Source organism: Leisingera sp. CC-HEC096 (assembly GCF_059429235.1).
Genome location: NZ_JCAIJS010000001.1, coordinates 1,354,685 through 1,381,560 on the forward strand (window position 1 = coordinate 1,354,685; position 26,876 = coordinate 1,381,560).

The 26,876-nt window shown below is 58.5% G+C and carries 23 protein-coding genes and 4 tRNA genes; 9 read left to right on the forward strand and 18 right to left on the reverse strand.

Annotated elements, in window-relative coordinates; translation table 11 throughout:
- Positions 1-6 precede the first annotated feature (6 nt).
- From ispG to hemA, 3 genes are all read right to left on the reverse strand, one after another.
- A complete protein-coding gene (gene ispG / locus AC5STI_RS06655; protein ID WP_495446107.1) occupies positions 7-1,128 on the reverse strand; it encodes a flavodoxin-dependent (E)-4-hydroxy-3-methylbut-2-enyl-diphosphate synthase in 1,122 nt (373 codons plus the stop codon).
- 103 nt (positions 1,129-1,231) lie between these two features.
- Positions 1,232-2,443, reverse strand: coding sequence for a helix-turn-helix domain-containing protein (locus AC5STI_RS06660; RefSeq protein ID WP_495446108.1), 1,212 nt, complete (start codon positions 2,441-2,443; stop codon positions 1,232-1,234).
- Between the two features lie 128 nt (positions 2,444-2,571).
- Positions 2,572-3,807 (reverse strand): 5-aminolevulinate synthase, encoded by a 1,236-nt coding sequence (gene hemA / locus AC5STI_RS06665; RefSeq protein WP_495446109.1) that lies wholly within the window; start codon positions 3,805-3,807, stop codon positions 2,572-2,574.
- A 388-nt stretch (positions 3,808-4,195) separates the two neighbouring features.
- Between hemA and AC5STI_RS06670 the strand changes: the two genes are divergently transcribed.
- The 4 genes from AC5STI_RS06670 (at position 4,196) to AC5STI_RS06685 (ending at position 7,570) form a co-directional block, all read left to right on the forward strand.
- Positions 4,196-5,587, forward strand: coding sequence for a M20/M25/M40 family metallo-hydrolase (locus AC5STI_RS06670; RefSeq protein ID WP_475052765.1), 1,392 nt, complete (start codon positions 4,196-4,198; stop codon positions 5,585-5,587).
- A 310-nt stretch (positions 5,588-5,897) separates the two neighbouring features.
- Positions 5,898-6,776: an alpha/beta fold hydrolase gene (locus AC5STI_RS06675; protein WP_495446110.1), complete on the forward strand. Its 879-nt coding sequence runs from the start codon at positions 5,898-5,900 to the stop codon at positions 6,774-6,776.
- A gap of 125 nt (positions 6,777-6,901) precedes the next feature.
- On the forward strand, positions 6,902-7,123 hold the full coding sequence (locus tag AC5STI_RS06680; protein ID WP_490400280.1) for a hypothetical protein: 222 nt from the start codon (positions 6,902-6,904) through the stop codon (positions 7,121-7,123).
- 57 nt (positions 7,124-7,180) lie between these two features.
- Positions 7,181-7,570, forward strand: coding sequence for a nuclear transport factor 2 family protein (locus AC5STI_RS06685; protein WP_495446111.1), 390 nt, complete (start codon positions 7,181-7,183; stop codon positions 7,568-7,570).
- Positions 7,571-7,640: 70 nt separating this feature from the next.
- Here AC5STI_RS06685 and AC5STI_RS06690 read toward each other — a convergent pair.
- The 4 genes from AC5STI_RS06690 to AC5STI_RS06705 form a co-directional block, all read right to left on the reverse strand.
- A tRNA-Asp gene (locus tag AC5STI_RS06690) sits at positions 7,641-7,717 on the reverse strand.
- A 66-nt stretch (positions 7,718-7,783) separates the two neighbouring features.
- Positions 7,784-7,860, reverse strand: a tRNA-Asp gene (locus AC5STI_RS06695).
- Between the two features lie 82 nt (positions 7,861-7,942).
- A tRNA-Asp gene (locus AC5STI_RS06700) sits at positions 7,943-8,019 on the reverse strand.
- 199 nt (positions 8,020-8,218) lie between these two features.
- Positions 8,219-8,294 (reverse strand) — tRNA-Val (locus AC5STI_RS06705).
- A 209-nt stretch (positions 8,295-8,503) separates the two neighbouring features.
- On the opposite strand from AC5STI_RS06705, the gene AC5STI_RS06710 reads away from it, so the two are divergent.
- Positions 8,504-9,208 carry a hypothetical protein gene (locus AC5STI_RS06710; RefSeq protein ID WP_495446112.1) on the forward strand — a complete coding sequence of 235 codons (705 nt, stop codon included), beginning with the start codon at positions 8,504-8,506 and terminating at the stop codon, positions 9,206-9,208.
- A gap of 18 nt (positions 9,209-9,226) precedes the next feature.
- Here the strand turns inward: AC5STI_RS06710 and AC5STI_RS06715 are convergent, their stop codons facing one another.
- The gene (locus AC5STI_RS06715) at positions 9,227-9,796 is read right to left on the reverse strand and encodes a histidine phosphatase family protein (protein ID WP_475052774.1); all 570 of its coding nucleotides are present in this window, start codon (positions 9,794-9,796) and stop codon (positions 9,227-9,229) included.
- A gap of 290 nt (positions 9,797-10,086) precedes the next feature.
- On the opposite strand from AC5STI_RS06715, the gene AC5STI_RS06720 reads away from it, so the two are divergent.
- Positions 10,087-11,595 carry a site-specific integrase gene (locus AC5STI_RS06720; RefSeq protein WP_495446113.1) on the forward strand — a complete coding sequence of 503 codons (1,509 nt, stop codon included), beginning with the start codon at positions 10,087-10,089 and terminating at the stop codon, positions 11,593-11,595.
- A gap of 58 nt (positions 11,596-11,653) precedes the next feature.
- A complete protein-coding gene (locus AC5STI_RS06725; RefSeq protein ID WP_495446114.1) occupies positions 11,654-12,463 on the forward strand; it encodes a hypothetical protein in 810 nt (269 codons plus the stop codon).
- A gap of 1 nt (position 12,464) precedes the next feature.
- Here AC5STI_RS06725 and AC5STI_RS06730 read toward each other — a convergent pair whose 3' ends face one another.
- From AC5STI_RS06730 to AC5STI_RS06775, 10 genes are all read right to left on the reverse strand, one after another.
- Positions 12,465-14,843: a hypothetical protein gene (locus tag AC5STI_RS06730; protein ID WP_495446115.1), complete on the reverse strand. Its 2,379-nt coding sequence runs from the start codon at positions 14,841-14,843 to the stop codon at positions 12,465-12,467.
- On the reverse strand, positions 14,840-15,160 hold the full coding sequence (locus tag AC5STI_RS06735; protein ID WP_495446116.1) for a hypothetical protein: 321 nt from the start codon (positions 15,158-15,160) through the stop codon (positions 14,840-14,842). Before AC5STI_RS06735 ends, AC5STI_RS06730 begins: the two co-directional genes overlap by 4 nt.
- A gap of 437 nt (positions 15,161-15,597) precedes the next feature.
- A complete protein-coding gene (locus AC5STI_RS06740; protein WP_495446117.1) occupies positions 15,598-16,281 on the reverse strand; it encodes a recombinase family protein in 684 nt (227 codons plus the stop codon).
- A gap of 317 nt (positions 16,282-16,598) precedes the next feature.
- A complete protein-coding gene (locus tag AC5STI_RS06745) occupies positions 16,599-16,901 on the reverse strand; it encodes a hypothetical protein (protein ID WP_495446118.1) in 303 nt (100 codons plus the stop codon).
- 104 nt (positions 16,902-17,005) lie between these two features.
- The gene (locus AC5STI_RS06750; RefSeq protein ID WP_495446119.1) at positions 17,006-18,385 is read right to left on the reverse strand and encodes a hypothetical protein; all 1,380 of its coding nucleotides are present in this window, start codon (positions 18,383-18,385) and stop codon (positions 17,006-17,008) included.
- Between the two features lie 1,173 nt (positions 18,386-19,558).
- Positions 19,559-19,906 carry a hypothetical protein gene (locus tag AC5STI_RS06755; RefSeq protein ID WP_495446120.1) on the reverse strand — a complete coding sequence of 116 codons (348 nt, stop codon included), beginning with the start codon at positions 19,904-19,906 and terminating at the stop codon, positions 19,559-19,561.
- Between the two features lie 212 nt (positions 19,907-20,118).
- Entirely contained in the window at positions 20,119-20,298 is a 180-nt protein-coding gene (locus AC5STI_RS06760; protein ID WP_495446121.1) for a hypothetical protein, read from the reverse strand.
- A gap of 415 nt (positions 20,299-20,713) precedes the next feature.
- Complete coding sequence (locus tag AC5STI_RS06765) at positions 20,714-21,115, reverse strand: hypothetical protein (RefSeq protein ID WP_495446122.1); 402 nt, start codon at positions 21,113-21,115, stop codon at positions 20,714-20,716.
- The gene (locus tag AC5STI_RS06770) at positions 21,112-21,522 is read right to left on the reverse strand and encodes a hypothetical protein (protein ID WP_495446123.1); all 411 of its coding nucleotides are present in this window, start codon (positions 21,520-21,522) and stop codon (positions 21,112-21,114) included. The genes AC5STI_RS06765 and AC5STI_RS06770 overlap by 4 nt, the downstream gene beginning before the upstream one ends.
- Complete coding sequence (locus tag AC5STI_RS06775) at positions 21,512-22,078, reverse strand: hypothetical protein (protein ID WP_495446124.1); 567 nt, start codon at positions 22,076-22,078, stop codon at positions 21,512-21,514. The genes AC5STI_RS06770 and AC5STI_RS06775 overlap by 11 nt, the downstream gene beginning before the upstream one ends.
- Positions 22,079-22,393: 315 nt before the next feature.
- On the opposite strand from AC5STI_RS06775, the gene AC5STI_RS06780 reads away from it, so the two are divergent.
- Positions 22,394-24,199: a site-specific DNA-methyltransferase gene (locus AC5STI_RS06780; RefSeq protein WP_495446125.1), complete on the forward strand. Its 1,806-nt coding sequence runs from the start codon at positions 22,394-22,396 to the stop codon at positions 24,197-24,199.
- The gene (locus AC5STI_RS06785) at positions 24,199-26,808 is read left to right on the forward strand and encodes a DEAD/DEAH box helicase (RefSeq protein ID WP_495446126.1); all 2,610 of its coding nucleotides are present in this window, start codon (positions 24,199-24,201) and stop codon (positions 26,806-26,808) included. The genes AC5STI_RS06780 and AC5STI_RS06785 overlap by 1 nt, the downstream gene beginning before the upstream one ends.
- Positions 26,809-26,876 lie beyond the last annotated feature (68 nt).

Consider the following 26,876-nt stretch of genomic DNA (forward strand, 5'->3'; position numbering starts at 1 on the left):
GGATCCCTATTCTGCCGCCTCTTGGGCCGCCTCGATCTGGGCGGCCTTTTTCTCGACCTCTTCGACGATGTGGTCGACCATCTGCTCGTTCGACATCTTGTGGCTGGCCTTGCCCGCCAGATAGACCATGCCGGAGCCCGCGCCGCCTCCGGTGAAACCGACATCGGTCATCAGCGCCTCGCCGGGGCCGTTCACCACGCAGCCGATGATCGAGAGGCTCATCGGGGTGTGGATATGGGCCAGCCGTTCCTCCAGCGTTTCCACCGTCTTGATCACGTCAAAGCCTTGGCGTGCGCAGGACGGGCAGGAGATGATGTTGACGCCGCGGTGGCGTAGGCCCAGAGACTTGAGAATCTCGAAGCCGACCTTCACCTCCTCCACCGGATCCGCGGAGAGGCTGACGCGCAGCGTGTCACCGATGCCCATCCACAACAGCTGGCCAAGGCCGATCGCCGATTTGATGGTTCCGGAGACAAAACCGCCCGCCTCGGTGATCCCGAGGTGGATCGGCGCATCGGTGGCCTCTGCCAGCTGCTGATACGCCGCGGCGGACATGAAGACGTCGGACGCCTTCACCGAGATCTTGAATTCGTGAAAATCATGATCCTGGAGGATGCGGATGTGGTCCAGGCCGCTCTCAACCATCGCCTCCGGGCAAGGCTCGCCGTATTTGTCCAGCAGGTGCTTTTCGAGGCTCCCTGCATTCACGCCGATCCGGATCGAGCAATTGTGGTCGCGGGCGGCCTTGATCACTTCGGCCACGCGCTTTTCGTCGCCGATGTTGCCCGGGTTGATACGCAGGCAGGCCGCACCGGCCTCTGCCGCCTCGATGCCGCGTTTGTAGTGGAAGTGGATATCCGCAACGATCGGAACCGGGCTTTCCCGGACGATCTCCTTCAGCGCTTTTGACGACGCCTCATCCGGCACTGAGACCCGCACCAGATCCGCCCCGGCTTCGGCTGCGGCTTGCACCTGAGCCACCGTCGCCGCCACATCAGTGGTCAGCGTGTTGGTCATGGTCTGTACCGCAATCGGGGCATCGCCGCCGACGGGCACATTGCCGACGTGGATCTGGCGGCTCTTACGGCGCTCGATATGGCGCCAGGGGCGGATGTGGTTGATCGACATATGGCTCTTGTCCCGGCTGGGTCCTGTTAGCGTCTAGATACGTGCAGACGCCCGGCGCTGCAATGGCGGCACCGGGCGTCTTTTGCGGATTCCTGCGAAGGGATTATTCGGACGGCTGCTGGTCGTCCACCTGCAGCTGCGCCACCAATGTCGCCAGCGCCTCGTTCCGGCCATCCTGCAGATCGGCCAGTTCGAACCGGCCGGTGATTGCCTCCATCGACAGTTCGATATTCTTGGACACCTGGCCGCGCGCGCCGACCGGGCCGAAATGCTCCCCGTTGACTGCGAAATAGATGGCGCTGCTTTCACCGGTGCGCAGGCGCGGCGCATCCTCGGTCAAGGGCACCTCAAAACGCTGGCCCGCATCCATGATGGTTTCCAGGATCACGCTGCCATCGGCTGCGGTGACCTGCACCCAGGACGGGCGCACCGCCACCATTTCAACCCCCGGTTCGACTTCGGCGACCACCTGCGGAACCGGCTGCGACAGCGCGTCTTCCTCATAGGCCATGCTGGCCTCAGCCAGGATGACGCTGGGCAGTTCCGGCGCGGCAAAGTTGCCGATGGTGGACGGATCAAGGGTAGAGATCGGCGCGTCGCGTGCCACCAGAACCGGCACATCCAGCGCCTGCGGGCGGTAGAGCCGGTCCAGCGCCTCAGCCGCCGGGTCCTGGCCGCCATCAGCGGTTTCCAGCACCGCGCTGCTGAGCGGGTCGAGATCGGCCAGCACCGCCGGGGTCTGATCTACAGGTGCAAACTGCACCTGCTGCACTTCTTTCAAAACAGCCCAGCCGCCATAGGTGATGCCGCCGATCAGCGCCGTCAGCACCATCAGCGAACCAACCGCGCGCGGTTCGACCTGGCTGAGGATGCTGCTGGGCGCGGGGATAAACGGCGTGTTCGGGGAGGCAAAGGCATCGCCACCCAGGCCAGTGGATTTGGCGGCTGGCGCCGCGCCTGTCTTGCTGCGGCTGGACGCCTCGGCCGACATGCCATGGGCCACGGAAAAGCCGCTTTCCCGGCAGAAATCCTGAAACGCCTGCTCGGCATCCATGTTGAGGTAGCGCGCGTAGGAGCGCACGTAGCCCGCGATAAAGCCGGGTGTGTCAAAGGCGGAAGGATCGGAGTTTTCGATGGCAGCGATGTAGGACGCCTTGATCCGCAGCTCTCGTTGGACGTCGAGCAAGGACTTGCCCATTGTCGCCCGTTCGCCGCGCATAACGTCGCCAAGCTTCAGTTCGAAATCATCAAAACCCTTGGGCTCTGCTGTTTCGCCATGCTCTTCTTGCTTGCGCTGGGTGAAGCGCCCGATCATGCCTGCCGTCCCATAAATGCCTGCCGCCTCGTTTCAGAGTGGTGAAAGAATCACAGACGCGACTCGGATCCACTCATTGGTTGACAGCAGCGTAACATACTCAGCGTTAATTTACACTGATCAGTATGTTAACCGGCAAGTTCGGCACGATTCAGCGCACAATGCGACCACAATGCGTCCATTGCGTGGACCAGCGCATCGATCTCCTTGGGGCCGTGCACCGGTGACGGCGTGAAGCGCAAGCGCTCTGTGCCGCGCGGCACGGTCGGGAAATTGATCGGCTGCACGTAGATGCCGTAATCTTCCAGCAAGTGGTCGGACAGGACCTTGGTGTGGACCGGGTTGCCCACGATCACCGGCACGATGTGGCTGCCATGGTCGATGATCGGCAGGCCCAGCCCCTTGAGGCGCAGCTTCAGAACCTTGGCCTGGTCCTGATGCTTGTCGCGCAGATCCTGCGCGCCCTTCAGGTAAGCGACCGAGGCCGCCGCCCCTGCCGCCACAGCAGGCGCCAGCGAGGTCGTGAAGATAAAGCCCGGCGCATAAGAGCGGATGGCGTCGCACATCTTTTCAGACGCCGCGATATAGCCGCCCATCACACCGTAAGCCTTCGCCAGGGTGCCGTTGATGATGTCGATCCGGTGAGCCAGGCGGTCCCGCTCGGTCACGCCGCCGCCGCGGGGACCGTACATGCCGACCGCGTGCACCTCGTCGATATAGGTGAGCGCGCCGAATTCCTCGGCCAAGTCGCAGATTTCTTCAATCGGGCCAAAGTCGCCGTCCATCGAGTAGACCGACTCGAAGGCGATCAGCTTGGGCGCCTTGGGATCGTCGGCTTCCAGCAGCTCACGCAGATGTGCAACATCGTTGTGGCGGAAGATGCGCTTGGCACCGCCGTTGCGGCGCACGCCCTCGATCATCGAGGCATGGTTCAGCGCGTCGGAATAGATGATCAGCCCCGGGAACAGCTTGGGAAGAGTCGACAGCGTCGCGTCATTGGCGATGTAAGCAGAGGTGAACAGCAGCGCCGCTTCCTTGCCGTGCAGGTCGGCCAGCTCGGCCTCCAGCTGCTTGTGATAGACCGTGGTGCCGGAAATGTTGCGGGTGCCGCCGGAGCCCGCGCCTGTGGAGTCGATCGCATCGTGCATCGCCCGCAGCACAACCGGGTTCTGGCCCATGCCGAGGTAGTCGTTGCCGCACCAGACGGTGATGTTCTGCTTGGTGCCGTCCGGCCGGGTCCAGACCGCATGCGGGAAATGGCCCTTCTTGCGCTCGATGTCGATGAAGGTCCGGTAGCGTCCCTCTTGGTGCAGGCTGGCAATTGCAGCGTCCAGTTTCGCGGTATAGTCCACCGGCATCTCCATAGCTAATTGTGCTCCCTCGAAGCACGCGGGCTGTGTAAAGGGCTCGGCCGTCCGGCAGTATAACCACATTCACGTTCAGGAATGGTTACCGCAGGCGTCCCTTTTGATCAACTGCATACGCCCCGCCAAGGGTGCGCAACATTGATGCAGGTCAAATAAAACTTAAACAGCAGCCCGGCAAGGACAGTAACGGCCAAGCTGTGGCCGTTTACGTCATGTTCCCTGCGCGCTCCAAGCCGCAATGCGCAGGTCCGGAAACGGCGGCCCGCGGCAAGACAGTGCATATCCTGGCCCGCCCCCTCTGGCCCCTCCCCGGGGGCACTGCTAGGGTCCGCGGCAAATTGGCCCAAATCCCGGGCCTTCCCCCGGACAAACAGGAGAGCAAGAGATGGCACTGAATGATGTTCTGGACCGGATCGACGCAGAGCTGGACGCCGCAACGGAGCGGCTGATGGAGCTGCTGCGCATCCAGTCGATTTCCACCGACCCGGCCTATAAGGCGGAGTGCGACCAGGCCGCCGACTGGCTGGTGGCAGACCTGAACTCCATCGGCATCAAGGCAGAGAAACGCGCCACGCCCGGCCACCCGATGGTGGTGGGCCATGTGGGCGAGGAGAACACAGACGTCCCGCATGTGCTGTTTTACGGCCACTATGATGTGCAGCCGGTTGACCCGCTGGAACTGTGGAACACGCCGCCGTTTGAACCGCAGCTGGAGGAAACCCCGAACGGCACAGTGATCCGCGGCCGCGGGGCGTCTGATGACAAGGGCCAGCTGATGACCTTTGTCGAGGCCTGCCGCGCCTGGAAGGCCGTGAACGGCTCCCTGCCCTGCCGCATCACATTCTTCTTTGAAGGCGAGGAAGAATCCGGCTCCCCCTCGCTCATTCCCTTCATGGAGACCAACGCCGGCGAGCTGAAGGCCGATCTGGCGCTGATCTGCGACACCTCGATGGTGTCGCGCGGGGTGCCCTCGATCTCCTCGCAGCTGCGCGGCATGCTCAAGGATGAGTTCACAATCGTCGGGCCCCGCATCGACCTGCACTCCGGCCACTACGGCGGCCCCGGCCTGAACCCGTTGCGGGTGTTGTCGGAAGTCGTCGCGTCCTTCTACGACAACGAGACCGGGCGCGTCGCGGTCGAAGGCTTTTATGAAGGCGTGCATGAGGTGCCGGAGGACCAGCTGCGCCAGTGGCAGAATTGCGGCTTTGACGAAGCCGAATACCTGAACTCGGTCGGCTACACCCGCCCGCACGGCGAAAAGGCCTATTCCACCCTGGAACAGCAGTGGGCCCGCCCGACGCTGGAGGTGAACGGCCTCTGGGGCGGCTACAACGGCGCCGGCTCCAAGACCGTTATCCCGTCAGAGGCGCACTGCAAGATCACCTGCCGTCTGGTTGGCGACATGGACCCGGACGCGCTGCGCAGCAAGATCCGCAAACACGTCGAGGACCGCCTGCCGGTGGACGCCTCGGTGCGCTGGGACAACGACCTGGAAGGCTCGCCTGCCTCAGTGATGAACATCTCCCGCCCCGAGTTCGAGGCCGCCCGCGGCGCGCTGTCGGATGAGTGGCAGCGCGAGGCGGTGTTCTGCGGCATGGGCGGTTCGATCCCGATCGCCGGTTATTTCAAGTCGATCCTGGATATGGACGCGATGCTGATCGGCTTTGCCAATGATGACGACGCCATCCATTCGCCAAACGAGAAGTACGACCTCAAGAGCTTCCACAAGGGCATCCGGTCCTGGGCCCGTGTCCTCGACGCCCTGACCGCGAAGTGACGTACGGCGGGCGGTCGCACCTCAAGGCGCCGCCCGTTCCGCATCCGCCGCGTTGAAGTCGCGCAAGGGGCCTCTCCCGCCCGTCATCGGCGCTCTTACGAGCCCCTCTTCCCGTTGGGTCCAGCGCCGCCAAAGGCGGCGCGCGCCGTGCGCCAGCACGGCGCCGGGCCCAAGTTTCTGGATGGCATCTTTGATGCCCGCCAGAAGGCGCGGCAGCCCCTCCCCTCAATGCAAACGCAGCGGCAGGCTTGATCCTGTGCCGCCCTCAGGGTCCAATCCCGGAAAGACGCCGCCGCGAAGGGGGAAGCCCATGCCAGCGCCAAGTCAATCCGGCACCCTGCAGGTGAACGGCCAGCAGATTGCCTTTACCCGGCGCGGCGAAGGCCCGCCGCTCCTCCTGCTTCACGGCTTCCCGCAGACCAAGGAGATGTGGGCAGAGACCGCCCCTCTCCTCGCCCGGAAGTTCACCGTGGTGACCGCCGACCTGCGCGGCTATGGCGCCAGCTCCAAGCCCGAAGGCGTGGAGGCGATGAGCTTTCGCAGCATGGCTGCCGATCAGCTTGCGCTGATGCGCGCGCTCGGGTTCCCCCGTTTCCACCTGGCGGGCCATGATCGCGGCGGCCGCACCGCGCACCGGCTGGCGCTCGATGCGCCAGAGGCGGTTGCCAGCCTCACCGTGATGGACATCATCCCGACGCACACATTGCTGGACCAGCTGACGCAACAGGTGGCACGCGCCTATTACCACTGGTTTTTCCTTGCTCAGCCCGCGCCGCTGCCGGAGCGGATGATCGGCGCCGATCCGCAGGCCTACTTCGAAAGCTGCCTTCTGGGCTGGGGCGGCGCCTCGCTTTCTGATTTCCCGCCCGCCGCACTGGCCGCCTACCGCCGCGCCTGGGCAGACCCGGCCTGCGTCCACGCCATGTGTAACGACTACCGTGCCGCGATCGAGGTCGATTTCCACGACGACACCCGCGATCTGGACCGCCAAGTCCAATGCCCGGCGCTGGTGCTTTACGGTGCCGATGGCGCCATGGCCCGGGCCTATGACGTCGCCGCGGCCTGGGCGCCGCGCCTCCAGGACATGACCGCAGGAAGCATCCCTGGCGGGCATTTCTTCATCGACAGCGCACCGCGCGAAACCGCCGCCGCACTGCTGGGCTTTATTACCCCGCTGCCGCCTTTGTGACTGCCGCGCAGCCCTCAGGACCACACCCGCTTACGTTCGTTTTACGCACGCAAGTTAAGACTCGGTTATCGCTCTTGCCCTAGCCTGCCCCGGACCGCATGAGATCAAACAGACGGAGACAGCAAATGCTGCAAAGCAGGTTCAAACGGCCGCCCGGATTCGAAGGCACCCAGACCGACCCTGAGGAAAGCTACCGTGCCGGGTATCAGCATGGCACCCGCGTGCTGCTGCGCTACCTGGAAGCCAACCCCAAGCCCGATATGGACCACCTCCGGAAATGGATTGATTCCGATCTGACCGGATGGCGCCACGACACCAGCGCAGAACCAATACCGCCGTCTCTGTAACAGCCGCATGCGTCCGCATGGCTTGCCAAGCGGACGCCAGAGCGCCACGCTTGCGCCATGACCACAGAGATTCTGACTGACGGCCCCCTGCTCGCCGAAATTCTCGCCTTGGAAACCAAGGTCTGGGAGGCGTTGAAGGCGGGCGACCCTGAGGCAGACGGGCGGATGCTGACGGAGGATTTCCTCGGCGTCTATCCCAGCGGATTTTCGGACAAAGCAGGCCATTGCGCGCAGCTGCAGGACGGGCCGGTGATGGCAGGCTACCGCCTGAGCGATTCACAGCTGCGCGTCCTCTCGCCGGAGGCTGTTCTGCTGTCCTACCGCGCGACCTATCAGCCGGTCGGCAGCAGCGGCTGGAAACGGATGCTGATCTCGTCGCTTTGGGAAAAGGGCAGAGACGGCTGGCTCAACAGTTTCAGTCAGGACACGCCTGAACCAGAGGACTGACCGCAAAATGCATGGCGTGCCAACGCGCGTCGCGAAGCGGTTCAGCAATTTTCGCTATCAGAGAGGAAAGTGGCGCGGTTGACGGGGCTCGAACCCGCGACCCCCGGCGTGACAGGCCGGTACTCTAACCAACTGAGCTACAACCGCGCATGGGCCTTTCGGCTATGTTCCCCTCCGGGGCGGACCCTGAAACGTCAGGGCGGCGGGCGAAAGTGGCGCGGTTGACGGGGCTCGAACCCGCGACCCCCGGCGTGACAGGCCGGTACTCTAACCAACTGAGCTACAACCGCATTTTCGCCTTGCGGCGGACCGTCTCCGGTCCAGATCCCCTCCGGGGCGGTCCCTGTTAAACCCCGGGAAGGGGCGCAGCAGTGGCGCGGTTGACGGGGCTCGAACCCGCGACCCCCGGCGTGACAGGCCGGTACTCTAACCAACTGAGCTACAACCGCCCGCTGCACATCCAGCATCGCTGCTGAATGTTGGGCTGTAATATTCCCAGCCCCCCAAGCCGTCAAGCCGTGTTTTGCCTTTTTCGGAACTTTCCCGGAAAAAAATGATCCGCGCCCCGCAACGCATTGAAACAGTTGGAAAAACACTGCAGCCACGCCGCGGCACAGGCAATCTTCCAGGCAGAACAGGGAGGGGGGATGGTGGGTCGTGAGAGGCTCGAACTCCCGACATCTTCGGTGTAAACGAAGCGCTCTACCAACTGAGCTAACGACCCGATGAGCGGGGATTTAGACAAAGCTGCCGGACAGTGCAAGAGGCTTTTGCCAAAAATTTCCAACCGGCGTGCCGCCCGGTGTTGCGGCCTGCCAACACCCCTGCTCTGCCTCCTTTCTATGGCCAGCGGGTCCTTGCCCCGTCCGCGCCCGAAACTCTACAGAAACGCACGCCGGCCGGCAGGTCCAGGATTTCTCGAGGCAAATCAGCATGAAGCACATGATAGCTGCACTCCTGTCGGTTCAGGCGCTGGCAAGCACCGCCCAGGCGATAGAAATCACAGGCGGAACTGCGGATCTGTCCTGGTCCGCCTTTACCCAAGACACGGGTATCTCCCGCACCACCCTGCGCGGCAGCCTCGAAGCCGGGTTCAACCCCAGCCTGGGCACCCAGCTGGACCTCAGCCTTTATGACTTCAACGCACGCAATCTCAGCGCGTACAACGCCACACTGCACGGCCTCTACCATGCCACCAGCACCACGACGCTGGGCGCCTTTCTGGGCAATGAGGAACTGGAAAACAGCACCCTCGATTTCTACGGGCTGGAAGTCCGGCACGGCTTCAGCAGTCTCACTGCCGAGGCTTATGCGGCCTACGGGGAGGAAGACGGCGAATCCGCGTCCCTGTTCGGCCTTGCCTTGCACAAAGACGCCGGTTCCAATGTCCGCTTTGGCGCCGAAGCCGACTTTCTCGACGTGGACAGCGCCCAAGTCGCCCGGCTGGCGCTGAACATCGGCTATAAATTGAACGAACGCGCCAGTTTCTATGGCGAAGCAGGCCTGCTCGATTACGAGGCCGGCCCTCTGTCAGACAGCCGGGCTTTTGTTGGTGCCGGGCTCAAGGTTGGATTCCGCCCCAGAGGCGGAACCACCTTCGGCTGGCGCGGATTGCTTGCCAAGGTGCCGGGCCTCTGACCGCCGGGCCGCCGGCCCCTATTGCAGAACGGTCTCCACCCCGTTTTCCAGCACATAGACACAGCCCTGCCCGTTCGGCAGCGCCGCCATCCGGTCGCGGCTGAGCCCGCAGACTATGCCGCGCATCACCTGCCCCAAAAGCCCATGCGCCACCACCACCGACGGCCCGCTCAGCGACTGCATGAAGTCCAGAATGCGGCCATGGAAACTGTCATAGCCCTCGCCGCCTGGCGCTTCACAGAACAGGTCCAGATTGTGCGGGTTCACCCCGTGGATCTCCGGGTATTGCGCCGCAACTTCCCCGAGCGTCATGCCCTGAAAATCTCCGGCAAATGCTTCGGCCAGACGCGGATCAGTCACAAACGGCGCGCCGCCCAGGGCAATATCCGCCGTCTGCTGCGCCCGGCCCAGCGGCGAAGCATAGCAGGCCGGGCTCTGCGCCATCACCGGCACCATCAGCTCTGCCTGCCGGCGGGCATGCTGAACCCCCAGCGGCGTCAGCGGTGATTCCAGCTGCCCCTGGATACGCCGCTCAGCGTTCCACTCGGTCTGCCCGTGCCGAAGCAGCCAGATTTTCGGAAATTGCATGACGCGCCCCTTGCCCGGTTCCTCAGGCAAATTGGTAGCCGCAAGCTGCAACCATCGGAACCCCGGAAACGAGAAAAGGCGCTCAACCTTTGCAGGGAGCGCCTTTCCGGAAAAATGATGGGTGATAAGAGATTTGAACTCCCCACCATTTGATTACCCCCATATTCTTAAGAATATATCTTGATTTCAACTCCTAAGACAGGCATTTCTGCTGTACCAAAGCCGCCTTGCCTGCTGTACCAAGCGGTGTACCTTCGGAGATTTCAGATATGAATCGAGACATATCCTATTTGTCCCAAACAGCGGATGGGCTGTACCGATATCAGCGGAAGGTGCCCGCGAAATTGCAGGGCATCCTGCGGCGGAAAAAGTGGAACCTGTCGCTGGGGCGCGATCTCGAAACCGCCCTCGCAAAGCGTGTGGCGTACAAGGAAGAGCACGACACACTAATCGAACGCCTCGGCTCTGACGATCCGGCGGAAAGGGCACAAGCAACCGCTGACGCGGTCACGATCCGAGCCGCAGACCATATGGCCCGCATGGACAAAATTCGCGATCTTGGACCACGTCGCATCGATCCGGTTGTCGAAGCCACCCCGGAAGAACTGGAGGAGGCAGAGGAAGGTAACCGCCAAGCTGTTGCCGGGGTTCAGAACCTCTGGTCGAAGACGTTCGACATCATGGAAGACTGCAAAGGATCGCCACAAGAATACACCCGGCTTACAGGTCACTTGGCAATGGCGTTTAGCGACCAGACGTACATGCGTGAACCAGTCGAGATACCGGAAGTGTTGCGGCCTGTGCCCCCGTCAGGGGGCGGGCATAAGCGCATGTATGATACGATGCATTTTGCATTGCTGGAACGGCTGGCAGAGATCGCCCCCTCTGCCACGGCGAATCCCGAACACACAATCGAACATCTACGCGAAAGATACTTCCGCCTTCAAAACTCTTCAGCAGCGACACAACGCAGTTACAAATCAAAGACCAACCGTCTTATCGGATACTTAGGAAATCTACCGCTTGAACAGTTCACGCCCGACAAATTGCGCCTTTATCGCGATTATTTGCAGGACGAAGGGCTAAGCCCAAAATCCGTGGCGCAATACTTCGCTCCAGTTCAGGCAATCATGCGGTGGGTAATCTCCGAAGAGATTATCCCCGGCTTTACGTCCCTGCCCTATGTGAAGATGCCCCGCGACGTTTCCACGACAGAGGAAACACGGTGGCAGCGTTTCGACGACGACGAAATCAAAAAGGTGTGGGAACTGGTGCAAAAGGCGTGGGGAGCGGAATCGCGGTACGATCCCGACAGACAGGAAGCTTTCAAGTGGGCATTCCGGGTGGCACTTCATACCGCCGCCCGCCCTGTCGAGATTTTCAGAATGAAGCCTGAGAACGTGACACCTGATTTCATAAAAGTGACAGAGACTAAAACAAAAATCAGTCGCAAACTGCCACTGTCAAAACACTTGGACGGCTTCTATGAATTCATGCAGGACGGCGGCTGGAAGCTGGGTAAGACAAAACCCGAGTCCATCGCGGGCACCATATCTGACTCGTTCACGAAGACCATTCGGGAAGCAGGTTTCAGCAATGACCGGCAAGTCCTTTACAGCACTAAAGACACGCTGGTTGACCGCCTGCAGCGGGCTGGACACTCCGACGATGTTATCCGGGGCATTACAGGGCACGTGTCGGGACAAGGTCAATTGCGGAATTACAAGACGCGCCTGAACGATACGCCAGAGGGTTTGGCGATCTTGCGTGACGCTTTGAATAGCGTCACATACTGGTGACGTTCTTTCGTCCACAAGAAATTCGTACGAACTACCGAGAGCAGATTTAGGAGCGGCAATGTTCAAATTTCTAAAAGACCATTGGGAACAAGTGTTCTTTGGAATTGTCGGTCTCTCTTTTTTAACCTTCAGCTTTCACAGACTACTTGAGCAAGATGTGGCCGGAGCTTCGGCGACGTTCGCGATGGCGTTTTTCAGCTTCATCTACTCAAACATTGCCCGCTTCAAACGCTTCAAGGGCCTAGGGTTCGAAGCGGAGCTTTGGGAAGACAAGCAAAAGGAAGCCGCACAATTGATAGACCGTCTAAAGTCGGTCGTTTCCGTATACACTAGGGAAGTTGTCATCCAAAAGGTAATGCAAGGTCGTTGGGGTGATGGTGCAAAATGGCAGGACAACTGGGACCTCTACGAAGAACTTGTGGCCAAACATAACGAACTTGGACAAGCGATAGACTTTAGCGATTTGAAGGCCAGACTGGATAAGGTTTTTCTATTCGACATTGTTTCCAAGCTGTACGAACCAATTAGGCAAGCCGTCTCCAATTCTCGCCAAGAAGCTCGGAAGATGATCGAAAGCGAATTTGGTTCCCCCGTCACTGATATAGAAGGGCACAATGAGCGGCACGCGCAGCTACGGGAAGTCCCAGCCGATCTGAGGAGACTGTATGAGATGTCGCTTGAAGGCGATGTAGCCCGCGATGTTCTAGATTGGACCGATGGAGCGACGAGCAAGCTCAAAGAGCACTTCGACATTGATGTTGAATTGCCCGAGGAGCACGTCGCCAAGTTGGAAATGCTATCGAAGCTTTGTCAGTCTGGACCAATCAAAGTCACGGACGAACTAGTCGAAATGGCGAACCACAGCTAACCTAGGTCTCGCTCTCAGCCGCTCGCAGCGCCTTCATTGTCGGGTGACCGATGGTTGCGCCCGCCGCCGCAGCAGCAGGTTGCATGGTCACTGTCCCGAAGATTTTGTCGAGACCCAGCATGGATGTGAATTTCTGTGCCAGACCTTTGGCAAAGATTCCTGCCATATGGTTCTTGATGCCGTTGACGAAATCAGCGGCACTGAACTTGCCCTTGGTGAATGCATTGCGGATCGCCCCTTCCAACGCGTCCTCGGTGCCATCTGCGAAGGTCTCCGCGAAGCTCTGCGGTGCATCCCGCATTGTTTCATTGCGGGTCGCCATGGCATCGATGTTCGCCAACAGCTTGGACGTTTGTTCGTCCAGAACACCGCCATTTTCAGCCATAATCCGACCGAAAAGGTTTGCAGCTTCCTCGCTGGAATAGATGCCTGTGCGCAAGGCCTCGTACGCGTATGCTTGCTTTTCAAGGCCTTCGGTGGTCCGCAGGATTTCATCAATGACGCCTTTGCTGTGGGAGCCACCACCAGACGTCTTACCAGACTCAGACAGCTTCTTTCGCAGTGCCTCCTGCCGTTTCAGTGCCTCATCTAGCTTGTCGATCTGCGCCCATTCAGCAGCAGCTTGGTCGGGAGTCATGGTTCCGGCTGCTACAAGGTCGGATAGCTGAACACGGCGGTTCGCGGCCTGCGCTGCCAGTCCCTCGGACAACTGTAGGCCGAGGGACTCGTTCTGCGCTTTGATGCCCGCAAGTTGCTCCCTGATGCTCTTGTCCATCAGCCCAAAGGCACTGGGCAAGCTAGACAGGTTTTGCAACAGCCGCGCGGCCTCATCTGCGGCTGTGCCGATGGATGTTGTCAGGCCACCGGCTGCACCCTTGCTGCGCTCGGCGGCGTCGGTGTTGCCGTCCATTGCGGCAAGGAGTTTCAGGGCGAAATCTTCGGCGCGGATAAGCTGGGCCAGCATCCCACGGGCTGCGCCCTCGGATTTGTCGAGACCACCGGTTGTGGATTCCACTTCCTTGCGGAGACGGGTGATAGCTGCGGCCTGTTCCTCGAACGTCCGGGCGTTCTTGATATCCGCCAACATGTATAGGAATGACCGCGCCCGGTCGTTAGTGGTGTCAAATGCGCGGCGCACGGCGTCAATGTCGTTCGTGAACAGGTTGCTGTCGCTGGTGATGGCGTCTCGGATAGATGCGGCAAGGTCTGCATTCTTGGTTGCGACCTCAATCTGGGCTACCTTTTGGAGGCGTTCTAGGTGGGTGGCCAGTTCTTCGTTTATCTTCCCGTACTCACTGCGAAGTTGACGGAGATTGCCACCTGCAAGCGCGTCAGAGGCGCTGCGTAGCTCATTCAGGGCACTGCGGGCGTCAGACAGGGAATCCTTGAAACTCTTGGTCTCTTCCCCGGCGGCGAAGAACCATTTGGCGACCGCCGCACCTACAGCGACCGCGCCGATAGTGATCAAGCTCAACGGGTTCAAAAGCGATGTAAAGCCTGCCAGAAGCGTACGGAATACACCGCCACCACTGGCCTTGAGAGTGTTCATCTGCGCAGCGAGTTGGGAGCCTTGCTGTAGGGCGATCATCCCAACGGACTGGAACCCCATTTGGCTGGTGATCAGTACGTCGGAAAGCTGGTGCCCGACCATGACGCCCTGCTGGGTCATGGCGGCGTTGCGCTGCATGGCAATAGTGTTTTGATCCACAGCGCCGGAAAGTGCCTGCGCTGCCTGCTGACGAGCCTCTGCGGCCTGTGCTGCAGTCAAGATACCCTCGCGCTCGGCCTTGCTGATGCGGTTGAGACTTTCCTCGTACCTTTTCGACGGAGCATAGACCGCAATAAAATCGGATTTTAGTTTCTCGATCTCACGGGCGTGGGCCTCTTGAGCTTTTGTGGCGGTCTGGGCCGCGCGCGCCTCGGATTGTAGACCAGTGACAACGCTTCTGTAATCCGCGCGCGCTGCCGACACGTCGGCGACTGACCCGGCCTTTCCTGTACGGGATTGCAAACGTGCAAGCGCTGCCTCAACACGCTGGACGCCCGATGTATCACCCATGGCCTCGAACTGGGCACGAAGCTTTGCGGCCTGCCCTGTCGCCGTGGTCATTGCGTTTGTGGTGGCGGTTGCCATCCGCTTGGCCGCATCCCCGGCGGTTTTTGCTGCGGTGGCCTGCCCTCGTAGTGCCTTCTCGGTGGTGCCACCGGCTGGGATGTTCAGGGCCTTCTTGATATTCTGGAAGGAACCATCGGCTGAACGATCCAAAGACTCCAAAGCGCGCTTGATCGACGCCAGCGCGCCTTTGAACCTCCGGGAACCCGCCTCTGCCGCAGCCGCATTGATCTTGAGGCGCAGTTCATGTTCCACCGCCCCGCTCATTGTGCGACCTCATGGAGGTGTTTGCCCTGCCGGGATGGTGGGCAAATTTCGTCAATGATCCCGCGACGCCATGCGGCCATGTAGGCGGATGAATCGTCACCATTCTTGAAATCCGTGCGGGTCATGTAACGCGCCGCAATCCGGCGTAGTTCTTCCTCGGTGTACTTTTGACGGCGTTTTCGTTCCATGTGGTCAAACAGGAACGTTAGGCCACGTCGGTGGATTTCGCGGTATTCGGCTGGGAAGCGTTTTTGCATTTCTCCGCGCGTTCGGCATTGACGCGCGCGGTCGCGCAGATTTGCGATGTGAGGATTCATTTGCTCGATTTCTGGGGAGGTTTCTTTGCGTTATATAGTAACATAACTGCTGCCAAATGTCACGTGACAGCACGGAACGGTCCGGTTGGGCGCGGTGTCCATTAGTTACGTAACTGCAAGGGATAGAGAGATTTTTCCCACAAAATAGGCGGTACCTGAACCACGTGGCAGGGGTGCTGCGGTGGGATGGGTCCCCGGCGTCTGCGGACCTGCATATACTCGGTACCTACACCCGCCTATTCAACCTAGGCGGCACCCCATCAGGGGACCCTCAGAGGCTTTCAGGAGGGCACAGAAGCCCGCTACGCGGGCACGCACATCACCACGCAATCACCCGTCTCTGTGCATGACAGGCTCGCTGTGTGGCTGTGTGTGGCGACCTCGGCATGTCAGTGGTGGGGTGTGTCGGTGGGACAGGTTATCAGTGCGTCCCGGCGTCAGCCGGTCTGGCGTTCCAGCATCTTCTTGACCGAGTTAGGGTTGTACGGCCTCCCTGTCGCGGCAGTGTGTCCAGCTTCCGCCAGTTCGTCTGCGATCTGTCGCAGAGATCGACGTCTACCTGTCTTGGGGGACTTCCTGTGCAGTCTCTTTGCCATCTTCACAACATCGTCTGGGACAGGCTTTCGGCCTTCTACTCGACGCCCTAGGGCCGCGCTCTTGCGGTCTCTGGCAGCTTTCAGCTTGTCCACGGTCTGACGCCTGTCAAACGCCGCCACAGCGCCTAGGATGGTGCGTACAAGCTCTGTGGTTGGTGTGTCGTGGGTGAAGTAGTCGGGTGCTGTCGTGGGCACCAGATCAACGCCCCGCTCTTTCAGCATCCTGTGACCCAATTCCTGTACCACAGCATCCCGCGCGAAACGATCCGGGGACTCAACGAGGATGGTCCGTGTCCCATTGGACAGGACTGCCTCTAACAGGTCCATCATGCCGGGGCGCTGGTCGATAGGGTCTGTGCCGGACACAGCGGCGTCATAGAACGTCTGGACGATTTGATAGCCATTGGCGGCGGCATATGCTTCGATAGCCGCAAGCTGTCGTTTGTCCGAGTCCTTGTCCTGCCCCACGTTTGTGGCGCTGGATGTGCGCAAATAGGCGAATGCTGGAGTCTTCTTTTTAGTCATTTTCATTCGCTTCCAGATACTTGGATTCGCTTATCGTTACCTTTCCTGAGATAGGTAACAGTAAACAGGCCTGAAAGCAACGAGTCACAGTCACAATCGAGTGTAGATTCCCGATGCCTGTAAAACGGGGGATGCTGGCCCGCCCCATTCGGTATGCAAATGTATACAAGTATTCTCGCGATTGCGATTTCCGAGGCGGGCGGCTGCTGTGACGCTATTTAACGCCATTATTCGACCGATTGGTCGAGTTTTTCAAGTTTTTGGCGGTTGTGGGTGTGCAGGTAGGCGCAGCTAGCTGAGAGCCATTCGCAACTTGATCATGCCGGGATGCGCCGGGATAAAATAAGGCATCCCGGCGGGTTTTTATTTTTATTTACATGGACTTGACGAGGCCTGCCGGGTTTGCCGGTATCCCTGAGGGGTTTCCCGTGCCTGCCTCTGAGATATTTTTCTTTTTCGATACACGCCTGCGAGGTCGCGTGTGTGGGAGCGGAAAAAATAAAAATTTCCATAGCTTTTTTGATTCTACCCCGATTCAACCCGGCAATACCGGCAAAAACCACCAACATACTGTAAAATAAGGATAAAATCGCGCCGATATCAGCGCCGGGATACCCCATTTGATCCCGGCGCATCCCGGCACTTTTCGAGGACAACCCACCCACCAAAGCAGAAGGGCCGCTTACGCGGCCCCTTACCAAGTACGTACATCAGAGTCCCAGCGTTACCCACCCATGGCAGACACCAGCCGCATGCGATACTCTCCGATGCCTTTCCGATCCTTATCAATCTCGAACGTCACCCCAAACTGTGCCCCCTCGATCTCGACGTTAAACGTCTCATCCTTCACGGCCTTGGTGAAGCCTGTACCCAACGCGCGGGAGTCGGTGTACTCGGTGTCCCCGCTGCTGGTACGCTCCCAGCCCCACTTGTCGAAACGAGGTGGCTCAACGAAGCTGTTCAGAACCTCCATCACACTCAGGAACTTGTCATCGGTTCCAGCCAGACGCGCCTTGAACAGGTAGGACTCGGCTTTCAGTTCCTTGTCGGTCGAGACCGCTTTATCGACCAGCGCCTGAATCAACTCGCCCATTTCGTCGCGCTTGCCGTCCGACAGGGTTTTCAGCATATGCATATTGCCCATGAACCCCGGCACCTCGCAGGCATTCCACAACCCACCCATGGTATGCGCCCAGTTCTCGAACGACGCTAGGTGCTTGGTCGTATCCTTTTCCATCCCAGATGCAACAAAGAACTGAATGATCGTCAGGCAGGCGTGGACGAACTGCGCCCGGTTATCTCGAACGTAGCCACGAATATCCGCGCGCTGGAACCCTGTGCGGTCCTCCGGATTTTCCATGTGGGCATTCAGAGCGATCAGGATGCAGCGTCGTTTCAGTTCGTCGGTCAATTGCAGCTTGTTCGCTGTCAGAAGCCAAAGACAGGTGACGGCAATTTTCCGAGCCTCTGACTTCCCGAGAATCCGGGGGAAGTATTTGCTTGACGTCATCGCCGCCGCAAGCTCGCCGCTATCCATGGCGGCGCTGATGTTGTCCAAGTTGATGATTGGATCACCGCCCAGCAACAGCCCCACCAGCGCCTTGGCAAACTCCACCTTATCCTCGGAAGGTTTGTGAGGCGGAGTCTCCTCCCCTGTGTTGATGATGCTCAAGACGTCCACAAGATAGCTCGCACCGGTCCCCGGTCGCGGTTTGTTGATCACGTGTCCCGGCGTCCTGCCGTCGATCATTTCGCGCATGAACGGCAACAGCAGAGCCGACAAGAAATTGACCAGCGACGGGACCCCACCATCCCAGAACTGTTCTTTGATCTGCTTTCGTGTCAGGCCATCAAAGGGAAAGTCTGCCAGTTCGTCCACCAGCATATCAATTGCCGCCTGAGCCTCTTTCAGCGACGGGGTCCGGCTGACGCCGGGAACCACAAAGTCACCAGGCGCATAGTACATCTGAGACTCTGCGTGGTAGCCATGCGTGGTGACCAGCTCGCCTGTTTTTGTAAAGAACGGATTCGACGTCACACCCTTCAACTCCGGGTAGCCCCCACGTGGCGCGTGGAACAGGTGCTTTGCCGTTGCCGTGTTCATCCCCAAACGGGCAAGTAATGTCCAAAACATCGCCGTTGGCCGTCCCCTTTGCATCGGGACAAGCTTCAAGAAGCTCGAAGGGTTGAAAGCCTCGCCCGTGGGTCGCCACCCACCGCACAAGGTCAACGCCTGACGGCGTTACGTACCCTTTACGCTCTTTGTCTTCAGCACCGGCTTGCAGAAACACATTGTCGGCAGGCTGAATTTCATCCCAACGCAGGCCGCGACCGCGAACGAGGTACATTTCCCCGTTCCGTTCAGGGTGACGACGCGGCGTATAGAATAGACGCCCGATGTTCTTTGCCTTGGGGTCTACCACAACACCAAGCTTCTCCCCCATCGCCTGAACAGCGCTTTCCCACGCTGCCTTACGTTCTCGGTCGGTGTTGCCTCGCATCTGGCGTGTCACCGGTTCGTCAAAGAAAAACAGAATCCGGAATTTCGGAATTGGGATGGTGCGACACACGATCTTACTACCGTCCGGCGTCAGCCGGTCGTGGTCTTCCACTGTGAGGTTGTCAATTACTTCGTCGGTGTACCCGCACCCGTCATATTCACGCAGGTATTGCCGGACCTCATCATCGGTCGGCTTGCGGTCCAACTTCAGTTTCTTCCACACCACATCCCGAGACAGTTCCAGATGCGGTGACATATGCGAGTGAGTTGTGTAGCAGAGCGCACCAACGCCCATGGCCTCCACCTTGTCCACGACAGGGGCAAAGGGTGTGCCGTTGTCTACGTCGATCCCGAGAGCGGCCATTTCATCCAGTGACGAGTCCTTGCGCTTGCTGCCAACCGCCCGCCCTGTGACGATCCACTTACCATCTTTCTTGGCGTCTACATCGTAACCAGTCAGACCACGTTGCCGGTCGCTGAAGTCAGTGCGGTCCAGCCATTCACCGATGGTGCGGGATTCTTCCTTCCACGTCTTAGACTCCGCCTTTGTTCCGGTCATAAGCGGCATTGAGCGCGTTTGAAGCGATTGCCACTCCGGCGTGTCCTCGCCACGGATCACCGCATCGTTCAGTTTTGCCGGTTCTGCATTCTTCGAACCGCTAACGCGGTCCGGCCCCATATAGATAGGGAACTGGATTACCTCCGCCCATTCTTCTTTTGCCCCGGCACCGGCTGTCTCGAATGCCTGTGCGGTAGCTACCTCCTTAGCATGCTGGGTCATACAGACACCCCTTTCAACGAGGCCCCTGAAACAGGAACTAAGAATAGGAATTTGTCATCAGAAAAAACGCCGATATACGCATCGACAAACAACCGCGTTGGCAGCGCCTTTCGGATTAGTTCGACAACTTCCAAAACAGCGTGATCATTCAACATGAGCGATGCTGTATAGGTGCCTTCGTCCGTTGGCTCTTTATCGACGTGCACGTTCAAAGCTCCGCCTGATTTTGCCAGAATGCGCATGCAGAACTTGTCAATCTTCTTTTCTGTTGTGTCACCATAGAGGTGTAGCGCCATGCACGCATCATCACGCCCATCCGCGATGTCCAGTTCGATCTCAGTCAAATGAGTATCCATATTTCTACTTTCCGGTCGCGCTCCAAAGGCACAACTCGACTGTGTGCGAAACGCGCATTCAATCGCGATTTCAACACGTTGGTGATTGAGGTTGACCGGAATTCTTGCTAAAGTGATCCCAGCTAAAGTGATTTGGGGTCAAAGGACCCCACGAGGTCAGTCGTTGGCGCGGCTGGCCTCTTTTTTTGTTGGGCAAGAGCTTAATTGTGCAGGGGTACCACTTTGCCACTCTCCGCCAGCAAGTCGCGCTGCGTTCTCAGGACGTCCAGAAGCTGTTCCGTCGCCTCGATAGCCTCGCCGTTTTCGGTGGGGATCAGGACGTTCAGTTCAATCTGTCGGCTCAGGTTCATGGCCTGCACTACCGTGTCGTCAATGGTCACTCTGTTTCCTTTTCGCTGTTGTGATGGGGGCAGCATATCGCGTCCTCTTCGTACCGTAAGCACATATATTTTCGGACATTTCCGGATTTGTGACGCAAAATCACACCGCCGAGGCAATTGTCATTCTAGATCACACGAAACGACCTACAGGTTGCTCCATGGGGAAAAATCACACCTATAGATTGCACTTTTCAGCGTCGGCAGGCGCGCTTTTGACCATCTGTGTTGCAAGGAAGGCACGCCATATGTCCGAAAATATTGAGGTTTAGGCATTTTCGGACATCAGTTCGCGGACGTCCGCCAGAATCTGCGGGGCTGCGGGGCTGCGGGGCAATAACCCCCCCCATGGCCCGAAGGCCAGCACGGGTGAACCCTTCCCGCCACCCCGCGCGGCTGCTCATACGCAAGGGAATTCTCATTCGTTGGGATGCCACCAATCTTCGTCTGCCTCAGGTGTCCACCAATCGCACGCGGTCGGTTCAGATTGCCAGACATCTTGACCTCGCTCCCTGACCCACCCCGAGAGCTTCAAGGCGCGCCGTGCTGTACCGATCATCACCCCGTAGGCCTCAGCAACATCGCTGGCCTTCACATTCCACTCATGGCCCTCGGTGGCAAATGTGATCTCATCCGCGAGACTGAGTGCAGCCCAAAAATTGATGGGGTCGGAGTTGTCAGCCAAGGCCAACGCGTATTCAGAACGAGCACGATCACGTTGCGTCTGAATAAAGTCATCACGCGGCACTTCCAGTGCATCGACTACCGCAAGATACAGCTTGGCTCGGTCGCGCGGATGCAGTCTTGCCGCTAGCATCACGCCGCCCCATTTCGACGCGCCCAATTGATACGCGCTTGAGGGGACATTTCACCGAAGTTATCCGGAAACTGAGGCTCCGTCTGATCGCCTGCAGCCGCCCCACCCCGCGCCTTGAATGCCACGGCAGCAATCTTCTGTTCAGCAGCAAACAGTAGGCTGTCTTCGTCTAGATAGTCCGCCCCCATCACCACCGCCTTAACTCCCGGTAGGGTCAGCGCAGTATCGCTGTCGATCAAGACTCCGTATTTCTGGGCCACCATTCCGGTTACTTTGGCGATGGTCGCTGAGAGACGCGCGCCCGCCGAAGTGGATTTGAGGTTGTCCAGAAGAGCGGCTGTCGCACCTCGGGCTTCGTTGTTGAATTCGATCATCTCATCGGTAATCTGAAACTCGCCGTCATACGACATGGTTAGTTCTTCCTTCATGGTGTGTTTGTGATTTCGTCAACCGCCAAAGGCTCTTTGGCGATGTGTTTGCGAGGGTGAACGCAATGCAGAAATTTTCCCAATCTTCCGGCAGTTCGATGTTTGCGACCACTGCCTGAATGATTGCAGGATGCAGCGAAAGCGATTGTGCAAGGTGTTCGGAATCTAAAAAAAGAACCTTTTCCCAGAACGCGCGCGCTACGGCCTCCCGGTAGTTGGCCTGCACCTCGGACAGTTTCACCCGTTGCTCACCGTTCAGGGACTCATGTAGGCGCATAGCACGCTTGGCGACCTCAAGCCCCAAGCCTATTTCAGCTGGCATTTCTGGCCTACGCTGACGGTCCAGCGCCAGCAACCGCACAGGATCACGAGGAATGCGTGGCAACAGGTCTGCCAGTGCAAACAATGACTCTTCGCCCCCCCTGAACCGGGGCACAGGCTCTTCAGTTTCGCTCAACCAGCGGTTCACTGTTCGTGAAGTTACATCATAAATCGCGCAGATATCCTGCACGGATACGGTGTGGAGTCCTTGATCCACTGGACCCTCCATTTCTGAATTTAGATGAAGATTATCAGTGCCACCGGCACTGGTGAGAACGCCCACGGCGTGCTCTGAATGTAGTTAACTTTTACACGAAACGAATCAAAATGTCAAGCGCGGGACAGGTGCGGTTCAAAGTGCGGACATATTGTCAAGGTCTATTTTTCGGAACCACTACAGCAACAATGGCGACAACGGCGCGCAGCCGTTTTGACTGGCCACTTCAACCGCTTCGCACCCATCACAGCCTTCTCGACTAGCGGTGCAACCTGCTGTCGTATAGACAGAAAGAAAAGAACAGAGGGGCGCTACATGACCGAGTTAAGCTTCAAGGGAAAAGAGTTCGTCTACAACCATCATCTTTCGGTGCCGTTCCACCCGTTGGTGCCGCACCCGGAGAAGGGGATTGGTGACGTCGCCCTTGACGGCAACCTGATCATCCAAGGGGACAACCTGAAGGCACTCAAGGCGCTCATGCCCATGTATGCAGGCAAAGTGGACTGCATCTTCATCGACCCACCTTACAACACTGGCAACGAAGGCTGGTCCTATAACGATAACGTAAACGCACCAATGATCAAGGAATGGCTGGACACGAACCCAATTGGGATTGAGGACGGTCTGCGCCACGACAAATGGTGTGCTATGATGTGGCCGCGCCTTCGCCTCCTACATGAGCTTCTGGGCGATGACGGCAGCATTTGGATAACGCTTGATGACAACGAAATTTCGCACGCACGCGAAATGCTCGACGAGATATTCGGCGAAGATAATTTCGTCGCGACGTGCATTTGGCAAAAGGTATTCTCCCCGAAGAACAGCGCTCAGTTCTTTTCTGAAGACCACGACTATCTCTTAGTCTACGCCAAGAACAAGGAAATCTGGCGCCCCAACCTCCTCGCTCGAACCGAGGAAATGGAAGCCCGATATTCAAACGCCGACGATGATCCGCGTGGCCCTTGGACGTCGGGCGATATTTCAGCACGGAACTACTATGGGGAAGGCACCTATCAGATTACCACACCTGCCGGGCGGGTCATTCAGGGACCTCCCAAAGGCATGTACTGGAGAGTATCGGAAAAACGCTTCAAGGAACTCGATAGAGATGGGCGAATTTGGTGGGGCAGTGACGGCGACAATCAACCGAGATTGAAACGGTACCTGTCGGACGTGAAGGGGGGGCGGGTCCCCCAAACACTCTGGTTCTTTGATGAAGTTGGACACACGCAAGACGCCAAGAAACTACTTCTGTCGATTCTGGATTTCGATAGCTCCGACGATGTATTTGTGACCCCGAAACCATTGGGCCTCGTATCGAAAGTCATTTCCTTAGCGACGACAAGTCGTTCCATTGTGCTGGATTCCTTTGCTGGTTCCGCGACGACAGCGCACGCTGTTCTGGACGCAAATGCCAGCGACAATGGCGACCGCAAGTTCATCATGGTTGAAATGGAGGGCTACGCCGACGCCATGACTGCTGAGCGTACTCGCAGGGTGATTAATGGCTATGAGCATACGGGGACTAAGCGGTCGGTTCTCCTGAGAGAGAAGCTGAACTGGAAGTCGCTCGAAAAAGCCGCTGATCTGGTCGCCAAAGTCGACAGCATCGAAAAACTTGAGGGTGCGGAGTTTGATCGGGTAACCAAACAGATTAAAGGTGCGGAACTGGTAGTTACCGGTGAAAAACGTATCCAAGAACGCATAGAAGGGCTGGGCGGAACCTTCACCTACTGCGCTCTCGGCGAAGCTATCGAAATGGATACGATCCTGACCGGCGAGAACCTTCCTGCCTATGATCAGCTTGGCGCACTCCTATTCCATATGGCAACAAACCGCCCGCTCGACACCGCCGGAATTGATCAAGACACCAGCTATCTGGGCGAAAGCGAGGACCGCCACGTCTGGCTGATCTATAAGGACGATCTGAATTGGCTGAAATCACAGGAAGCCGCGCTGACCCTGTCCTTTGCCCGGAAAATCGCGGGCGAGAAAACCGACAAGCCCCACCTTGTCTTCGCCCCGGCACGGTTCGTCAGTCAAAAGCTGCTGAACGAAGAGAAGCTGCAAGTCGAGTTCGCCCCCCTGCCCTTCGCTCTCTACCGGGTTGAGCGTGACTGATGCGGGAGCTTGAGTATCAGACAAAGGTCCTCGATGCGTTTAACGCCTATCTGGACGCCTTGAAGGACCGGAAAATAAAGGCTGACAAAGTAGCAGCTTTGCTGGCGGCAGACCCGGAGCTTGACGTTGAGCCGCAAGACTTCGCCAAGAAGGCGTGGGAGGATATGAAGGCAGCAGGCAAGCTGCCCCCCTCGCGTGCCGAAGTACCGTTCTCCGCGCGTCTGGACGGCTGTGACAGACCTGTCCCGAACGTGACTTTCAAGGTGCCCACTGGCGGCGGCAAGACATTCCTCGCCGCGAATGCCGTGTCGCGCGTCCTGAGCCGCTATCTGAACCAGAACACCGGGTTCGTTCTCTGGATCGTGCCCAACGATGCGATCTACCAACAGACACTCAAGAGCTTGAATAACCGCCAGCATGCGTATCGCCAAACGCTGGACCGTGCCGCCGCAGGGCGAGTGCGTATCCTTGAAAAGGACGACCGGTTGGACGCACGGGACGTGGAAGAGAACCTGTGCGTCATGGTCCTCATGCTGCAATCGGCGAACCGCGAGACGCAGGACAGTTTGAAAATGTTCCGCGACCGGGGCGACGTGCACGGTTTCACACCGCCCGAAGGCGATCAGGCGGCGCATGAGGCACTGCTCAAGGCTATTCCAAACCTTGCCTGTTATGACCAAGGCGACGGTATGGCTGCGTGGGCAATGATCAAAGACTCACTGGGCAACGCTCTGCGGATCCTTCGCCCTGTTGTGGTTCTTGATGAAGGGCAGAAGGCAATCTCGGACCTAGCCTTCAAAACGCTCTACGGCTTCAACCCGTCCATTGTGATCGAACTATCGGCAACGCCACTCGACGTGAAGGAGCGAGGCGGGGCCAATCCACGTCCGGCAAGATATGCCAACCTTTTGGTTGAGGTGACCGGGCGCGAGATCGACCGCGAGGGCATGATCAAGATGCCGCTGAACCTCGAAACCAAAGGTGGTACGGATTGGCATGCAACGCTGGCTGCGTCTCTGGCCAAGCTGAACGATTTGCAGGCCGAGGCTGACGCCTACAGGGCTGAAAGCGGGCGCTATATCCGTCCGATCATGTTGGTGCAGGTCGAACGTACAGGCAAGGATCAACAGGAAGCTGGTTTCATCCATTCAAAGGATGTGCGGGATTGGCTGTTGAACGCTGGACTGGATGAAGCGGAAGTGGCGATCAAAACGGCGGAACAGAACGATCTTAACCAACCCGAAAACCAAGACCTTCTTTCACCACAAAACCGAGTTCGCGTGATCATCACCAAACAGGCGCTGCAAGAGGGTTGGGACTGTCCCTTTGCCTATGTACTGTGCTCACTGGCTGCCAGTTCCAACATGAACGCCATGACACAGCTTGTGGGCCGTATCCTGCGTCAGCCACATGCGCTGAAAACCGGCGTGGATGCTTTGGACGAAGGCTATGTCATTGCCCACCACCCGACGACCGGGGAAGTCGTGTCCGCGATCAAGAACGGGTTGGAGAAAGATGGGCTGGGCGATCTGGTGTTGCATGTCAGCGGCTCCGATGCCCCCGGAACCGAGCGGAAAACGCGGCAACTGCCCCGACGTGAAAAGTTCTCGAAGACTGACATTTACCTGCCCAAAGTCTTGCTGGTGGACGGGGAAGAGGTTCGTGACCTCGACTACGAAACCGATATTCTGGCCTGTATCGACTGGACCGGCTTCGACGCGGCGGCGTTAGCCGCCAAGATACCGGAGAACGCCCATGCCGCTGAATCTCAGGTACAGCGGATCGAATTGAGCGATGGAGACACGCCTATCGAAGCGCGACGTGTGACCCGAACCATCGCCACCAATGAATTCGATCCGTCCTTTGCCGTTCGGTTGTTGTCCGACCTTGTCCCGAACCCATTTGTCTGCCGCCAGATCGTTGCCGATCTGATCAAAGCGCTTGCGGCCCGTGAGTTCACACCAGAGAAGATCGGTTCTCTGGCAGCATTGATCGTGGATGAAGCGCGCAAGGCGCTGGATGCCGAACGAAACACTCGCGCGGAGGCCTATTTCAAACAGGCGGTAGACGATGGGCGCATTCAGTTCCGTCTGCGGGTCGATGGGCGAAACTGGATCATGCCATTTGAAATGGACACTTCTGAGCCTGAGAACGCCGATCAAGTGCTTGGAAACGATGGTGGCGCGCTCGAAAAGGGTCTTTTCACGCCTGTGTACCAAGCCGAACTGAATGGTGATGAAAGGGACGTGGCCGTCTATCTCGACGCCGACGACGCGCTTGTCTGGTGGCACCGCAATGTCGCCAAGTCCCAATACGGATTGCAGGGCTGGAAACGGAACCGCATCTTCCCGGACTTCATCTTTGCCGCGACGAAAGACGATGGAAAGCGGCGGATGACGGTGCTGGAAACCAAAGGGGACCAACTCGACAATGCGGACACGGCCTACAAACGGGATTTGCTATCAGTTCTCTCGGATGGCTTCGCTTGGGATCAGACGAAGCCAACAGGCGAACTGGAACTGGTGACGGATACCGGCGAGACAGTAGAATGCACTCTGATCCTTATAAGTGAGTGGCCAACCAAACTGCCAGAGTATCTCTCCCGTTGATAGTACGTGGATGAGCTATAGCTGAGTGCGAGTGATGGCCCGGAGTTCCAAAATAGCATGGCAGGTTT

What these genes read in the sequence shown, in the direction of transcription:
- ispG (WP_495446107.1), bottom strand. Translation starts at nt 1,128, where the DNA reads ATGTCGATCAACCACATCCGCCCCTGGCGCCATATCGAGCGCCGTAAG.
- AC5STI_RS06660 (WP_495446108.1), bottom strand. Translation starts at nt 2,443, where the DNA reads ATGATCGGGCGCTTCACCCAGCGCAAGCAAGAAGAGCATGGCGAAACA.
- hemA (WP_495446109.1), bottom strand. Translation starts at nt 3,807, where the DNA reads ATGGAGATGCCGGTGGACTATACCGCGAAACTGGACGCTGCAATTGCC.
- AC5STI_RS06670 (WP_475052765.1), top strand. Translation starts at nt 4,196, where the DNA reads ATGGCACTGAATGATGTTCTGGACCGGATCGACGCAGAGCTGGACGCC.
- AC5STI_RS06675 (WP_495446110.1), top strand. Translation starts at nt 5,898, where the DNA reads ATGCCAGCGCCAAGTCAATCCGGCACCCTGCAGGTGAACGGCCAGCAG.
- AC5STI_RS06680 (WP_490400280.1), top strand. Translation starts at nt 6,902, where the DNA reads ATGCTGCAAAGCAGGTTCAAACGGCCGCCCGGATTCGAAGGCACCCAG.
- AC5STI_RS06685 (WP_495446111.1), top strand. Translation starts at nt 7,181, where the DNA reads ATGACCACAGAGATTCTGACTGACGGCCCCCTGCTCGCCGAAATTCTC.
- AC5STI_RS06710 (WP_495446112.1), top strand. Translation starts at nt 8,504, where the DNA reads ATGAAGCACATGATAGCTGCACTCCTGTCGGTTCAGGCGCTGGCAAGC.
- AC5STI_RS06715 (WP_475052774.1), bottom strand. Translation starts at nt 9,796, where the DNA reads ATGCAATTTCCGAAAATCTGGCTGCTTCGGCACGGGCAGACCGAGTGG.
- AC5STI_RS06725 (WP_495446114.1), top strand. Translation starts at nt 11,654, where the DNA reads ATGTTCAAATTTCTAAAAGACCATTGGGAACAAGTGTTCTTTGGAATT.
- AC5STI_RS06730 (WP_495446115.1), bottom strand. Translation starts at nt 14,843, where the DNA reads ATGAGCGGGGCGGTGGAACATGAACTGCGCCTCAAGATCAATGCGGCT.
- AC5STI_RS06735 (WP_495446116.1), bottom strand. Translation starts at nt 15,160, where the DNA reads ATGAATCCTCACATCGCAAATCTGCGCGACCGCGCGCGTCAATGCCGA.
- AC5STI_RS06740 (WP_495446117.1), bottom strand. Translation starts at nt 16,281, where the DNA reads ATGACTAAAAAGAAGACTCCAGCATTCGCCTATTTGCGCACATCCAGC.
- AC5STI_RS06745 (WP_495446118.1), bottom strand. Translation starts at nt 16,901, where the DNA reads ATGGGGTATCCCGGCGCTGATATCGGCGCGATTTTATCCTTATTTTAC.
- AC5STI_RS06750 (WP_495446119.1), bottom strand. Translation starts at nt 18,385, where the DNA reads ATGAACACGGCAACGGCAAAGCACCTGTTCCACGCGCCACGTGGGGGC.
- AC5STI_RS06770 (WP_495446123.1), bottom strand. Translation starts at nt 21,522, where the DNA reads ATGTCGTATGACGGCGAGTTTCAGATTACCGATGAGATGATCGAATTC.
- AC5STI_RS06780 (WP_495446125.1), top strand. Translation starts at nt 22,394, where the DNA reads ATGACCGAGTTAAGCTTCAAGGGAAAAGAGTTCGTCTACAACCATCAT.
- AC5STI_RS06785 (WP_495446126.1), top strand. Translation starts at nt 24,199, where the DNA reads ATGCGGGAGCTTGAGTATCAGACAAAGGTCCTCGATGCGTTTAACGCC.